This is a genomic window from Leisingera sp. ABM4_060 (assembly GCF_056158765.1).
The window spans coordinates 2,555,441-2,571,014 of sequence record NZ_JBSWTX010000001.1; the positions used below are offsets into that span (position 1 = coordinate 2,555,441).

Annotated in this window: 3 protein-coding genes and 1 pseudogene; all 4 read right to left on the reverse strand. The window is 61.3% G+C overall.

The window, feature by feature from the left end; all coding sequences use genetic code 11:
• Nucleotides 1-341: 341 nt before the first annotated feature.
• The 4 genes and pseudogenes from ACXAEH_RS12305 to ACXAEH_RS12320 all read right to left on the reverse strand — a co-directional run bounded on the left by ACXAEH_RS12305 (nucleotide 342) and on the right by ACXAEH_RS12320 (nucleotide 15,260).
• The gene (locus ACXAEH_RS12305) at nucleotides 342-2,399 is read right to left on the reverse strand and encodes an adenylate/guanylate cyclase domain-containing protein (RefSeq protein WP_475033127.1); all 2,058 of its coding nucleotides are present in this window, start codon (nucleotides 2,397-2,399) and stop codon (nucleotides 342-344) included.
• 232 nt (nucleotides 2,400-2,631) lie between these two features.
• Nucleotides 2,632-11,376, reverse strand: coding sequence for an Ig-like domain-containing protein (locus ACXAEH_RS12310; RefSeq protein WP_475033128.1), 8,745 nt, complete (start codon nucleotides 11,374-11,376; stop codon nucleotides 2,632-2,634).
• A 622-nt stretch (nucleotides 11,377-11,998) separates the two neighbouring features.
• The gene (locus ACXAEH_RS12315; protein WP_475033129.1) at nucleotides 11,999-12,277 is read right to left on the reverse strand and encodes a hypothetical protein; all 279 of its coding nucleotides are present in this window, start codon (nucleotides 12,275-12,277) and stop codon (nucleotides 11,999-12,001) included.
• 104 nt (nucleotides 12,278-12,381) lie between these two features.
• Nucleotides 12,382-15,260, reverse strand: a pseudogene (locus ACXAEH_RS12320) (Hint domain-containing protein).
• Nucleotides 15,261-15,574 lie beyond the last annotated feature (314 nt).

The window sequence follows — 15,574 nt, forward strand, 5'->3', positions numbered from 1 at the left end:
ACGCTTTGGGCAAAGGCTGTGAAACCTTCGCAGACCTCAAGCACATTGAAGCGGCCTGAAATCCCGTCTGTACCGCCGGATAATCCTGCTAAAGTCACGGTCATTTCCCCCAAAGGGAAGCGCGTTAAAGGGCGGCTGCAGAGGCCACTTCCTGCGTGGCATGAACATTCCGCTCAAAGCTGCAGCACGCCGCGGAACCGGTCTCCAGCCCTTCGAGCTGCCGAGTTTAAATCCAGCGCCCATGGCGGGAATACCTGCCGGCAACAGGCCGTTGAAGATGAGTAACCGAACTTGACCGGGTGACATGCAGTGCAAAGGCGTTAACACCTGCCGCTCCGGTGTTACTTTGCCTTTGAAACCGCAACTCCTGTCCAGTCATCTGCTGGCGGCACAGCCCGAAACGCGGCAGCACGCTGCTTCATGACCGCAGAGGCGGGATCGCCGCCCCGCGCATCCTCTGTCCTCTCAAAGGCCGCGATTGCCTCGTCAAAACGTCTTTGCCGGTACAGCGCAAGGCCTTCCTCGTAGGCATCGATCCAAGCGCGCGATCCTTCGAACTCGCCCGCCATCGCAATCAGTTCAAAGACCGCAATCCCCTCAGCCCGCCCGAACACGGCAAGCGTGTCCAGCTCCCGCACTACGATTTTGCCGCCAGCGGCCTTCCGGGTTTCCGGCCCGATCAGGATTGTCGTGCCATAAACCTTGTTCGCCCCCTCCAGCCGGCTGGCGACGTTCACGGCGTCCCCCATGGCCGTATAGTTAAGCCGCTGTTCAGAGCCGATATTCCCGACCAGCGCCTCACCAGAGTTCAGCCCAAGGCGGATACGCAGCGGCTGCCCGGAATCGTCCCTTATGTCTGCCGCGGCAACGGCCGTAACCAGGTCGAGCGCCGCACGGCACGCGTTTTCGGCATGGCTCCGGTCGCGGCGCGGCGCCCCCCAAAACGCCATCAGCCCATCACCGATGTATTTGTCGATGGTGCCGCCATGGCGAGTAATGGCATCAGATGCAGCGCTGAAGTAGAGCTCCATCAGTTGGATGATCTTCGTGCCCAGCCGCTCTGAAAGGCCGGTAAATCCGGCGACGTCGCAAAACAGCACCGAAACCTGTTTGATACTGCCGCCTGGCTGTGTGCTGATGCCTTCCGCCACCAGCATGCGGACAAGGTCGGCCGGCAGGTATTTGCGAAAGGCAGACAGGCCCGCGGCCATGCTGGCGGTCGCGGCGGAGAGATCTGCGAGCTCCGACAGGTTGGATTTCCGGCGCGCGATCTGCTCGACGTCAAAGCGTTCAACCTTGTTCAGGTCGTCGACAATCTGCGCCAGTGGAGTCGAGACCACCCTTCGCACAAGCCAGATCGCCAATCCCGTCGCTGCGAGCACGGCACCGGCCAGCACATAGATGAGCTGCGTCAGGGTCCTATCAATCTCCGACAGAAACGCCGTTTCCGGAATAACGGTTGCAACGCGCCAGCCGTAAAACCCTAACGGTGTCAGCGCCACTGCATGCGGCACGCCATCGCTGACGATCCGTATCGTCGCCCCTGCACCGGAGTGTGCGCCGGAAGGGCCCAGCAGCTGTTCTCCGGCCGTTTTGGCGACGTCATACAGCGCCCCCTCGCCCATGCGCGCAGGTGTGATTTCGTCTGCCTCCGGGTCCGGAGCAGCGATGACCTTCCCGTCCGCATCAAGAATGAAAGCCGCACCGAACTCACCCGGCCGCAGCGTCCCCAGGAAACGCGACAGCCGGTCCGTTTCGATAACAACCGCCAATACGCCTTGCCGTCTGCGAAAGACGTCGACCGGGCCGGCAAATGCATAAGCTTCCTTTTTAAGACCTGGCAGTTCCCCGGCCTCCGCCCAGTCCGGACCGCCGGCGCCGATGAAATCACGGAACCAGCTGGCATTACGCGGATCGTAAGCTGTTGGCGTGAAGGAGCGGTCTTCGAACTGGATGTCACCAGGAATGAAAATGTAGCGGTCCGTGCGCAGCATCCCGTCGCGGATTGCATCGTCGATTTCGATCATTTCCAAACCGGCGTCGCCCAGGCGGTGGGCGGCAAAAAAGTCCCCGTCATCCCAGCCAAACATGATCCAGGAAATATTTGGCTGAGCCTGCAGTTGAGACAGAAAGACAAACTCCCGCTTGTCGGCTTGCCGCGTTTCAATGACATTCTGAACAAAAATCGTGCGCACGGCCGCCCAGGCCGCCTCGGCCGACCGCAGCGTCAGCCCAACTTCGATCCGGACGGTGTTGGCAATCTGGCTGTTGATTTCGGCCGCAAGCATACGGCTGTTCCCGCGTGCCGTCGTCCACCACAGCGAATGGACAACAAAGGTGGATACACCGATTGCAAACGCCACGAGCAATGACACGGCGATCCCCACATTGACGCGCATCTTGGCTCCTTCGCAGCGGTATGCGTTGAGGCCAAAATTTTAGATGGCAGGCCAGCCCAAGGGAAGCCCATTGTTGAGTGGATCCGGAACCAGGGGGCAGGTCTGCGGGCTCAAACCCGTCTTCGCTGCCGCACTGGCTTGCAGCGGTCCAGTGCCGCTGCGCCGGCTGATGGCGCAAGGAAGCCAGCTACCCCATAGCTTCTGGCAGGGGCAGAACAAGCTTGTCTCAGAATTACCCGATCACATCCCAGACATATTCGGTGCCAATGACTGAGCCGTCGGACGCGAAAGTTGTAGTTTTTATCTCAAACGGCTGGTCACCGTTCAGATCCTCGCGGATACGGGTGGTGAGAACGCCTAACTCGTAAAGTTTGGTCGTCCTGTCGCCATTGTCCAAATGTGCGATTTTCATCGTCACGTTCCCATCCGCATCGAAATAGCGTTCCAGAATACTCCAATCGGCCCGGCCCTGGGCATCACTGCCATCGGTGCGGACCTGTTTGACCCGGACGCCGCCCTCATAGTGGTTTTCCCGGACCTGTGTGGTGCCGTCATCAAAAACAATCTCGGTCTGCAGGACGTTGCCGCCAGCATCCAGGCTGCGCCGGATGCTTTGCCAGGGGGCACTGCTGGCGCTGCCTGCGCCATCAGTCAATGTCTTGGCGGAAAGAACACCGTTCTCGTAGGTGTTCGCGGTAGAGCGGGTGGTGCCGTCATCATAAACAACGTCGATTTGCGCCGCTTGGCCGTTGCTGTTGAACGTCTTGGTACGCGAGGCCCAGGATTTGGCGCCGCCATCTGCTCCGGTATCCAAATAGGTGATCGTATCGACCGCACCGTCCTTGAATGTGACAGCCTTTTCCGCCCCGCCGCTGGTTTCTGTGAGCTTGGAAATGGTCTGCCCGTTCTTGCGCAAAACCATTGAAACAGGCTGAATGCCGTCCCAGACGATTTCTCCGACGGCACCGTCGCCAAAGATGATTGCTTCGGTACCTGCCTGCACCACATCGCTGCCCTCATCCAGACCATCAAGCAAATTGGTGTCCGTTACTCTGATCCCGCTGCCATCTGCGGCAAACGCTAAGTCGAATTCATCGCTGCTGCCCAGGAAAGCCGCATAGTCGAAACCCGCGCCGCCTGCGATCACGTCATCGCCGCCCATGCCGGTGATGGTATCATCACCGGTGCCGCCGGTCAGGCTCTCTCCCGTGGAAGTGCCGGTGATGCTGAGACCGGTCGCCGCCCCTTCGATGGTCACCTCCAGCACAACCGAAGTGCCATCTGCGGCTGCCAGCACAAAGCTGTCAATGATGCTGTCACCAGGCTCCAGGTGGTCAAGGACAGCGGTGCGGGTATAGATCCAGCTGCCATCCGCCGCCACACTGAGGCTGCCATAGCTGCCAGCAAAGCTGCCCGGCGCAATCTGAGCCGGGCTGTCCGGATCGGTCACGGTAATCCGGCCGCTGGCGCTGCTTGTGTTTTCGGAAATTTCCGCACTCAGATCGCCAGAGAAGACAGCCGGATCGTTGACTCCGTGCAGGGTGATCTCGATCGTGCCGCTGGACGCCTGCCCGCTCGAATCCGCCACGGTGTAAGGCACCTGAACCACAGCAGGCGCGGCACCGGACTGCAGGGTTTCATAGGCACCATTGGGGTCGAATGTTACGGTCCCATCGGCGTTCAGCGTCACGATGGCGCCGCTGGCAAGGCTGACGCTTTCTCCTGCGGCAACCGGAGTGCCATCCAGTGCGGTGATCACCAGCGCGCTGCCTTCGGGGTCATTGTCATTTGCCAGCGGAGACAGGGTTATGACGCTGTCCTCCGAAGCCGCAGCCGTATCCACCACCGCCACCGGCGCATCATTCACTGCCGCAACCGTGATCTCCACCGAGGCCGTTGCAGTGCTGCCGTTTCCGTCCGAGACGGTGTAGGTGATTACCTCCACCCCGTTGAAATTCGAATTCGGCGTGTAAGTGATGCTGCCATCGGCGGTGAAGCTGACACTGCCATTTGCCGGATCGGCCACCGAAATCAGGCTCAGCGGATTACCCTCGGCATCGGTGTCATTGCTCAGCACACCCACCGTTACCGCAGTGTCCTCCTGCGTGGCAGCACTGTCGGACACCGCCACTGGCGCATCGTTGATGCCGGTCACGGTGAACTGGATGGTGCCTGAGGCAACACCGCCCGCCCCGTCGGAGACCGTGTAGCTGATGGTCTCCACCACGTTCTGGTCCTGCGCAAGATGGTCGTAATTGCCGCCCGGAAACAGGCTGACGGTGCCATCGCCGTTCAGGAACACCAGCGCACCGCTGGCCAGGCTCACGAATTGCCCCGGCTGCACGGCGGTGCCGTTCAACGCGGCAATGCTCAGCTGCCTGCCGTCCACGTCGCTGTCATTGGCCAGCGGGTCCAACGTCTGGGCGGCGCTTTGCACTGCGCTTGAGGTGTCACTCACCACCACCGGCGCGTCGTTCACCGGGCTCACGGTGATGTCCACCGAGGCGGTAGCCGTGCCGCCATTGCCGTCCGAGACGGTATAGGTCAGCTGCTCAACACCATTGAAATCCGCATCCGGCGTGTAGGTGATCTGCCCGCCGCTGAACTGCACCTGGCCGTTCGCAGCCCCGGCCACAGCCGTCACGGTCAGCGTCTCGCCGTCCAGCTCCGTGTCGTTTGCTATGACGTTGATCACGACGGCGGTGTCTTCTGCCGTGGTAGCGCCGTCGTTCACGGTAACTGGAGCATCCTGCACCGGCTGCACTGCCACGGTGATGGTGGCGGTCGCGGTCAGATCGCCGTCGCTCACCGTGTAGGTGAAGCTATCGCTGCCAAAGTGGTTGGCATCCGGCACATAGGTCACGGTGCCGTCCGCGTTGATCTGTGCGGTACCATGGCCGGGCGTGCCCAGGGCGGTGACGCTTAGAGCGTTGCCTTCCGGATCGCTGTCATTGCTGCGCGGATCGAAGGTCAGGCTGCCGTCCTCGGCCACCGTCACATTGTCGGCATTTGCCACCGGCGCGTCATTGACTGCCGTCACATTGACCGTGACCGTTGCCGTGGTGGTGCCGCCCAGCCCGTCCTCGCGGGTGTAGCTGAAGCTGTCGGCGCCGTTGAAATTGGCATCCGGCACATAAGTAAACGTCTGGCCGTTCTGCACGATGGAGCCATGCGCCGGGGTGCCAACGGACAGCACTGCCCCGCCCAGCCCGTCCGGGTTGAGGTCGTTTGAGGTCAGGTCCAGCACCACCTGCTGGTCCTCTGCCGTGGCCACGCTGTCATCTACGGCCATGATCGGATCGGCGACCGGTGTCACCGTGACGGTGATGGTCGCGGTGCTGGCAGCGCTTTCTGGCTGGAACTCAGACCCCACATAATAGGTGATTGTCTCGGTGCCGCTGAAGTTGGCATCGGGGGTATAGCGGATGGTGCCGTCCGGCAGCACCTCAGCGGTGCCATTGGCAGGCTGGTCCACCCGGTGCAGCACCATCGCATCGCCATCGGCATCGCTGTCATTGGCAAGCACACTAATGACGACAGCGGTATCCTCGGCGGTTGTTACTGCGTCGTCAACTGCCGCGACATCGGTATCTACGTAAACTGTGACGTTGCCAAAGTAGTATTGGAAAATGTTCTGATCGTAGAAGTTATATTGGAAGGATGCCACCCCGTGGAAACCCGCGTCAGGCGTGAAATTGACCCGGCCACCGGAAGTGGACTGCACAATGGCGCTTGGGCCAATCATAAGACCCGGATGGTTGGAATATGACGCGTTCCTGCTGACACTTTCCCCGGTGTAGCCGGTAACAGTGCCGTCAACCCCAAGGCCAACCGAGGTCACAAAGCCTCTAAGCCCCCCATTGGGGCTGTAATCGTTGGCCAGCAGTTCCGAGGTATGTACAGTCAGCAGCTCATCTGGGGCCACCCGGAAGGTATCATCTGCCAAGACAATCGGATCATAGGTATTGTGGAATCTGATCGCCTGATTGTGCGTTACCTCATGGATACCGTCCGTGATAACAACAGGAACATATATCGTCCCGTTAAAATTGGCATCCGGAGTGGCGGTAAAGGTGCCGTCGCCATTGTCCGTTATCGTTGCATTGGCCACATCGGTACCGATGCTTACCACGCTCAACGTATCGCCGTTCAAGTCCCGGAAGCCGGAAATCGCCTGCATGGTGAAAGGCGTGTCTTCGACGGCATTATAGAGATAGGAAATGACTGTCGGCGCCACTTCCCCAATTATGGTGACTGTTACAGAGCTGTCCGCGTGATGGCCTGCATCATCCACGATCCCATAGGCGATTACCTCGGTGCCGGTGATGCCAACAGGCACATAATAGCCAACCTGATTGCCGACAATCGTCACCTGCCCGAGGTCTGTGAACGGCGTGAAGGCAGTCGTGATTTCGAGGTTGCTGCCTTCGGGGTCCGTGTCATTCGCCAGTACATCCAGCAGCACAAAGTCACCAGCAGTCACGTAATAGCTGTCCGGGTTGGCAACAGGCACGTCATCCACCGGCACATAATTCAGCGCAACGCTGGCAGTGCTGGTGGCCACCCCATCGGTCGCCTCATAGGTGAAGGTGACCGGCCCGTTATAGTTCAGCGGCGGCGTATAGACGATCTGCCCGCCGACGATCTCAGCGGTTCCGACATTCGGGGTTCCGACACTCACCAGGCTCAGCATGTCGCCATCCGGGTCAACGTCGTTGGCCAGCACATCCAGCGTCAGCACCTGATCCTCAAGCACCACACGACTGTCATCCTGCGCCGAAACCGGATCATTTACGCCGGTGACCGTCACGGTGACTGTGGTTGTCGAGGCATAGCGGCCATCGTCCAGCGTATAGGTGAACGTGTCGGTGCCGGTCTCCCCCGCTTTCAGCGCATTCTGCGCCGCGCCGGGAGTATAGGTGAAGGTGCCGTCGCCATTGTAGGTGACGCTGCCACCGTTGCTTCCAGTGCTGTCGAACCGGCTAACCACGGCATCCTGCGCCCCCGGATCCAGATCATTGGCCAGCGCATCAATGGTAACTGCCGCCTCCTCGGTGGTGGCAGCACTGTCGGCATAGGCCACCGGGTTGTCGGTGAAGCCAGCGATATTGATGGTGACGGTGGCGGTTGTCACCGTGGTCCCGTCTGAGACCGTATAGGTGAACGTATCGGTGCCAGATTGCCCGTCGATCAGCCCGTCAAAGATATCGGCTGGGTCATAGGTGAACTGGCCGGTGCCCGGCACCCGTGTGACCGTGGCGCCATGGGCAGACACCGGGTCAAAGGACACGATTTGCACATTGGTGATACCCGGATCGGTGTCATTGGCCAGCACATCGCCGGTGGTCAGCACCGTGTCCTCATCGGTGTTGAAAGCGGTGCCGCTGTCATTGCGCGCAACCAGCGTGCCGTCCACCACCGTCATCTGCCAGGTGGTGGTGCCGCCCGCGCTGGCGGAGGCTGTATTGAGATCCAGCAGATCAGGCGATGTGAAGGTGGCCGTGGTGCTGCCGAAGGTAACGGTATAGGTGTAGCTGCCGGCACTGCCCGTGCGCACCAGCGACGGCGCAGTGCTGCCATCCGGGCCTTCAAACACCAGCACATCGCCAATCGCCGCATCCGCCAGCACATCGGCGCCGTCGTTCGACCCGAACAGGAAGCGGTCATTTCCGGCGCCGCCGCGCAGGGTGTCGTTGCCGCCGCCACCGCGCAATTCATTGTCGCCCGCATCCAGCGAGATCGCCTCGCCATGTCCGGTTCCGATGATCGCTTCAAAGCCGGAAACACTATCAGTAGCCGCCAGCGTGCCGTCACCGTTCAGAATGCGGATGCTGCCGTTGCCATTGGCATCCAGACCGGAGAAATCGACCGAATAGGCCGGATCAAGGCGGCTGTAGTCAAGCGTGTCGTAATCGCTTTCGCCTGCAAGGGTGTCATTGCCAAGGCCTGCGTAATAGGTGTCGTTGCCAGCCCCCAGCGCCACATTGTCATTGCCGCCGCCGGTGCCGATGGCGTTGTCGATTGCATGGCCCGCGATCGAAGGCCGGAAATCCGGTTCGTAATCCAGCCAGTCCACCATATCGACAGTGATGTTGCCGCCGGTCAGGTGCATTTCCTCGAAATTGACATAGCTGGTGGGCAGAGCACCCTGGCGGACGCTTGTAACAAAATCATAGGAAAAGCTGGCGGACTGGAAAGTGCCGATATCGGCAAAAACCATCGAAGAGCCTGCCATGTCCAGGGTCAGAACATCGTACCCCTCGCCGCCATCCACCGTGGCACTTCGGTAAACGTTCTGCAGCGTAAACCGGTCGTAATACGCAACCAGAGCGCCTGGAGCCCAGCTGCCTGTGACAGTGTCATCACCTGCACCCGCAAAGAGCTCATCAACTCCCGCGCCGAGATCGACACTGTCGTTGCCGCTGCCGGTGGTGATACGGTCATTACCGGCCCCGCCCGAGATCGTGTTGCCACCATTGCCCGCGGTTATGGTATCATACCCGTCGCCGCCAAAGATCTCACTCGCGGCATCCCCCGCCGTGATGCGGTCATTTCCAGCGCCGCCGGAAATCAGGTTGGCGCCCTGCAGATCGCTGATCACGTCATGCCCGCTCCCGCCCATAATGACGTCGCGGCCCGCGCCGCCGTCCAGGGTGTCGTTGCCAGCCCCGCCCTGCAGCCGGTCGGTGCCGCCGCCGCCCAGCAGCGAGTCATTACCGTCGCCGCCATAAAGCTGGTCGCGCCCGCCGCGGCCGTGCAGCGTATCGTTGCCGCCCTGGCCGCGAATGCGCGAACCTGCATTCTGCGCATAGATAAAATCGCTGTGTTGGCTGCCTACCGCCCATTCAAACCCCTGAACGGTTGCCGTGGTGTCGGTGTGGACCAGAACGTCATAATGCGGCGTGGTGATCCAGTAGTGGATCGAGTTCCCCACCGCGTGGGTCCGCATCCATGTCGCCCCGCTCTCCAGATCGAGCGAGGTCAGGAAGTAGGTATTGGCAATGACGCCCGGCTCCGGCGCACGGGCCACCTCTGGCGTCAGGATTTCAAACGTATCGACACCTGCACCGCCCTGGTAGCTAGCGCCATTGACCAGTTCTCCCGCGACATAGTCGTGGCCGGCGCCTGCATCGACAGCAATGAACTGGCTGCTGTTGTCCCCATAGCTGACCGAGGTGACTTGCCCCTGCCACAGGGTGATGCGGGCAGTGACGCTGCGGCCGCTGTCAACAATCAGCGTGTCGCCATAGGCAGAGCCATAGATATGAGATTGCGAAACACCGTCTGTCGCATTTTCCGTCGTCAGCTTCACCGCATATGCGGACTGGCGCATGTCGAACAGGCGCAGGCTGCCGGTGTGGAACTCCTCGAAGTTCCGATGGGTGGCAATGGTGCGGAAATTCGACGCATCCAGGCCATAGAACGGCCCGGTGACATAGCGCACCGTGTTGTGGTCGATAACGATATCGCCGGTGTAACCCGCGGGGTTGCCCTCGGTCAGGCCAACCGTGCTGAGCAGATCCCAGCCATCGCCGCCATCAATCAGCCCGGCTGTGACGCTCTGGTAATAGGGGCTGACACCCGTGCCGCCCGCGGCGTCTTGTGAGAAATTGAACGAGTCGTTGCCTGCCAGCAGATTGACTGGCCGCCCGGCCGGCGCGTAAACGGTATCCACATTATCGCTGGCAGTGAAAACAGCGGTGTCCTTCTCCAGGATGTACAATCCGCCATTGATCGCAGTGGGCGCATTGGAGACGTGGATCAGATCCCAGGGATTGGTCGTGTTGGGATCAACACCGGGGAGGATAACGTTTGAAGCGGAAAAAACCGGCCTGCTTTCCCAAATCCCGTTGAACGCAAAGTAATACCGTGTCGCGCCCAGGTTCGAATTCAAGTCCAGTGTCAGTTCCTGGTAATACTTCCCATAGCTGCCGTATTGCGCCCGGATCTGTGCCGACAGCCCGGCCATGAAGCTGCCGCTGTCAAATCCGCCATAGGCATCCGCAATTGCCTGTGCGTTTTGATAAGTTTGATCGAAACTGCCGCTGTTGCCGCCGGTGGCGGTGTACCACCAGTCCGGCAGGGTGCCGCCGTGATCATTGACCGCGGCTTCAATCAGCCCTTGGGTAACCGCGGTCGGCGACAAGTCGATCAGCCCGTTTGCACCCATCTCGGCGTTAACCGCCGCGGTCACAATGATCGGCGCAATATAGTCAAAGAAATAGTCTGAGACGCCCCACGTCAGCACCGACGCGGCCATTTGCCCTGCAATCGTCAGCAGTGCTGCCGGATCGCCATCGCCTTTTGCGGCCGCAGCGATCCCGGGTGCCAGATAGGTTGCAAACTTGACAATGTTCACGGCCGCCTTGGCGGCCGGCGGCAGCGGCAGCACCGCCAGGATCGAGGTCGCGGTCTTCACCGCCGCTGCGACCGTCAGCCCGATCACCTCCGGGCTGGTGTCGCCCGCCGACAGTCTCTGGAAAAATGACCGCGCTTCAGCCAGATCCCTGACCGCGGTGACCACACCCTGGTTGAACCGGGCTTCTTGCTCCGGCGTGCTGGGCAGTACCACTTCGACAGAAGGATTGGCCGCAATCTGCGCCTGAAACTGGGCCAGCATGTCGGCGGACAACTGGTCGGCCCGCGCTTGCAGCTCGGCATCGGTGAAATTGGCCTCGGGCTCCGCTGTCAGGCCGGAAACTTCGTTGACCTGCGCCATCAGCGAGTCGGCGATCTGGCTGACCGCCTCCACCGACAGCGGGTTGGCACCGCTATACCCCTGCTCGCCGGCCAGCAGCGCAGCGGAGACATCAATGTTCTCCTGCTGCAGCTCTGCCGCGGTCATCCCTAGGCCGCTGCTGCCGTAAAAACCCGCATCGCTCAGATCCAGCAGCGGCTCTCTGCCGCCTTCCGCCGCCCGGAAATAAGCCTCGTAAACCGCAAAGGCCCCGGCATCCGTTGTAACAGTCTTGACCACTCGTGTTCTCCTGCCCGCCGCGGGCCGGAACAGGCGCCGCAAAACCCATTAGAGAACGCAAGCAGTCAATCGAAAAAGGCGCCTGAAAGCACCTGAACAAAAAACGCCTAGCTAGTATTCTCTGCCCGGCGCGGCCTCCAAAAGCCACACCAACGGTACTTCTGCACCCGCTCCCGTTTAACTGGCGCAACAGCAAGCCCGATCGCAATAAACCTATGGCCGGACTGCCTAAACCAACGGGTTGCCCCCCATAAACCTAAGGTATAAGCCACTTGCCCGGGGCGTTTTTTTCAAGCAGCCACTGCCAGTTAGGACAGCAGAATGCTGCTCCACAAAGGCGCTCCAGCCCTTGCCGCCAAGCCATCTGAGAGCGACACCCGGCAAGCGAAAACGCGCGATTCCGAACTCGCGCGGAGCCCCGCCAACATCGCGCCAGGCACATCTCTCTTGGCAAATTTCTTCACATGCCTGCTTTCAGCCCGCCGGCACAACAGAAGCCTAAAGCCGGCCCTCTTCGATGCGATGGTAAGCGTTTCCGGCCGACGGATAACCGGCCCTGCGTGCCGCGCCTGACATGTGCGGCACAACGCGGTGTCCCCAGCCTTCCTGCGCAGCAAAGCTGTCACTGCGGACCCAGCTTGTCCTTGAAGGCAGGGGGCCCTGGGCTGCACATGCTGCACCGATGAGAATACCTGCCAAATGCAACCAAGACCTCCGGCACCGGGTCAGCACAGGTGACGGACTGTATGCCCTTGACGGCCGCAGCCCAGAACTGCGCACTGATGACAGCATAGGTGATCAAGACCGCCAGGCACATGACGGCGCAAGCGGTAAAGATGAAAGCGGCCACGGCAATGAAACAGACCCGGGAATCGAACTTGCCGGTCATGAAGCCGGTCATCGGCGCATGCGGGACACGCAATGCAGTCGGGGCCGGCGCCGCTGAACCCCAGCAGGCCGGCAGCGGCGGACACTTCCGGAAATTTCCTTCCGGGAAGGAACGGATCACGCGGCTAGGAGAGGCCGCAGGTCCCGCCGCTTGAGAGAACACCGGGCCAGCCCGCCGTAACTTTTGCGCACATGCGCGCGCCCCTGCGCGCCGAACAGGCAGGAAACGCCGGCCAGTTCCGGAAACAGGAGAAGCAGCTCGCGCAGGTCTGCAGGGGACAGGCTGCGGACCGCTTCGGGACCGGGCCAGAACGTTTCGGTTGGGATGCCCTCGGCAAAGATCACCTCATGCCGTTCAGTCATGAGGTGCACATAGGTGACGGCCTGCCCGGGTCCCGGCGGCCGGCCGCCGTGCGGGTCGAATTCGGCCAGCAGTTTTGCGGTGATGAAACTTTCGTCGAAATGAAACTCCGGCCCGAAGGTCCGCTTGTCCACCAGCAGGCGATGCTGCGGCGACAGCAGCATCGGCCGGCTGGGCGCCAGCAGGCCGCCGGGGTGAACCAGATACGGTTTGAGCTCCGGGCGCCGGTCCAGTTCCACCGGGGTCAGTGTGCGTTTCCCCGCCCAGATCACCGGCTGAAACCCATTGTCGGCGGTTTGCAAGAGATCACCCGGCCGGATCCGCCCCGCAGGCACCGGGCCGCGGCTGGTGCCGAGCAGAACATCCGGCGTGAAACAGGGAATGCCGGCAGACATCAGCTGCGCATGCGATGCCATCTGCGCCGGCGCCACCCCCTTCAGCACCACCTGTTCACCACTCGGGAAGGTCAGCAGGGCGTTGCCGGAGCCATCGTCGGAGACAGTTACATCGGCTGTGCGGATGGCCCCGCCTGGCCCCGTGCCTCCGGCTAGGTCCGACACATCCAGCTGGTCATTGAAGAAGCCGTCGCTGTCATCGTCGGCAATATCGAAATCGCTTATGGTATCAGCGCCGCCCGACCCGGTCAGAAAATCTCGTCATAGCCGCTGCCGGTGGTGATATAGTCATCGCCGCTGCCAAGGGTAATCGTGTCATCACCTGCGCCAGCGTCGATCACCACGCCCGCGCCGTCCGCGGAGGCATCCACCAGGTCGCCCTGACCGGTGAGTTTCAAAGACTCGATTTCCGAGAAGGTGATGGTGTCCGAGCCGTCGGTGATCGTGCCTGCTTCATCGCCGCTGTAAGTGACGGTCACGCCGTTTGAAACGCCGGAAACATCCACCGTATCGTGGTCGTGCCCCGCCTCGCCGCCGGTCAGCGTGTCATTGCCAAAGCCGTCTGACATCCGGAAGGTATCGGCATCGGCCTCGCCGTGCATCACGTCATCGCCGCTGCCGCCAATCAGCAGATCATCGTCATTGCCGCCGTACATGGTATCAGCGCCGTCGCCGCCTTCGAGCGTGTCATTGCCGTCGGTGGCAACAATGCTGTCATTACCGGTGCCGCCGACAAGGCTGTCGTCCCCGGCGGAGTTTCTCAGCGTGTCATCGCCTGCGCCGCCGATCAGCGTGTCGTTGCCAAGGCCGGTGGTCAGGCTGTCATTGCCGGCGCCGCCCTCGATATAATCGTCGCCGTCGCCGCCGGCGATGGTGTCAGCGCCGATGCCGCCGATCAGCGTGTCATTGCCGGTGCCGCCGTCCATCACATCATCGCCATCGCCGCCGTCCAGGCTGTCGTGGCCGGTCTCGCCATACATCAGGTCGTTACCGTCGCCGCCCGACAAATGGTCGTTGTCGTTGCCGCCGTACAAGGTATCGGCACCTTCGCCGCCTTCAAGCGTGTCGTTGCCGTCGGTGGCGACGATGCTGTCGTTGCCGGTGCCGCCGACAAGGCTGTCGTCCCCGGCGGAGTTTCTCAGCGTGTCATCGCCTTCGCCGCCGATCAGCGTGTCGTTGCCAAGGCCGGTGGTCAGGCTGTCGTTGCCGGCGCCGCCCTCGATATAGTCATTGCCGTCGCCGCCAGAGAGCGTATCGCCGCCGGCACCGCCGATCAGCGTGTCCGCACCGGTGCCGCCGTCCAGCACATCGTCGCCATCGCCGCCGTCGAGACTGTCGTCGCCATCCTCGCCATGCAGCGAGTCGTCGCCGCCCTGCCCGAAGACGATATCATCGCCATCGCCGGCCATAACGGTATCCGCCCCCTGCTCAAGCGGGGTAACAATCGGGTTGTCGATCAGGTCGCCGGACAGGGTGAACCCTGCCAGCCCGTCGCGTGTCTGCAAGGTGAACTCGATGGAGGAGCGGTCTTCGAATTCCGCCGAGAACCAGCCATCCTGATCGGTGTAGCTGTTCATTTCGGTCCCGGTGGCCATTACGCTGTTGCCATCGGTCGAAGTTTGCAGCGACGAGTCCGAGGACACGCCGTAATTGGTGAAGCTGTTGCCATCGATGATGACCGCTTCGGCGTCGCCATAGCCGCTGTTGTCATCGACATCATTGAAGGTGGCGGTCGAGTTCAGATAGATGGGCTCGCCGGTCGCCGGATCAAAGAACTCCAGCCGGAATGTGGCCTGGTCACCTGCCTGGGCGCCATCCAAGAGGATTTCAGCACCTTCGGTGTATCCGAATTCAACCGACATGTAATCGTTGGACTTTTCGACCAGGACCAGCTTGCCCCAGACCTTGGTGCCGTCGCTCAGCTCAGCAATATCCCTGAAGACCGCGTAATCGCCGGCCGAGCCGGTCCAGCCGTCATGAGAGATCTGCTGGATATTGCCGATATCCAGTGTCAGCGGCGTGGCATCGGCCCCCTGGTTGAACCCGTCGCCCATGTCGCCATAGATGACATCGTTGCCCTCGCCTGCATCGATGACATCACTGCCTTCTTCCCCCGCAACCGTATCGTTGCCTTGGCCTGAGTCGATGACATCGTCACCTGTGGTTCCGTCCATTTTATCGTTGCCTGCGCCGCCAGTCAGGCTAGCGAGAAGGCCGGACAGCCAATCTGGAAGGGGCATACTTCTTCTGCTTTCAAACGTTTGTGGCTGAAAGCGCAAACCGGCACGTGTCTAGCACCGGTTCCGCGCCCGGCGTCTTGCGCCAGTGAAACCACCGATAAGCAGCCGCAAATAACAAATCGTGAATCCAGCAGAAATCTTAGCGGCAGGATGCCGGCAAGGGCGGGCGGAACGCGCTAACCCGCCAAACCGTTGTTCCAGCCCCGCGGTGCCGTGGCTGCCATCGCCTGCGTCCGCCCGCCTGCTTCGGTTCCATCTCTCTGGTATGTTGGGGAGGAGCTCAGCCTGCTTTGCCCTCTGGAAGACACGAGGTC

Coding starts and splice junctions, on each gene's coding strand:
- ACXAEH_RS12305 (WP_475033127.1), bottom strand. CDS start 2,399: ATGCGCGTCAATGTGGGGATCGCCGTGTCATTGCTCGTGGCGTTTGCA.
- ACXAEH_RS12315 (WP_475033129.1), bottom strand. CDS start 12,277: ATGACCGGCTTCATGACCGGCAAGTTCGATTCCCGGGTCTGTTTCATT.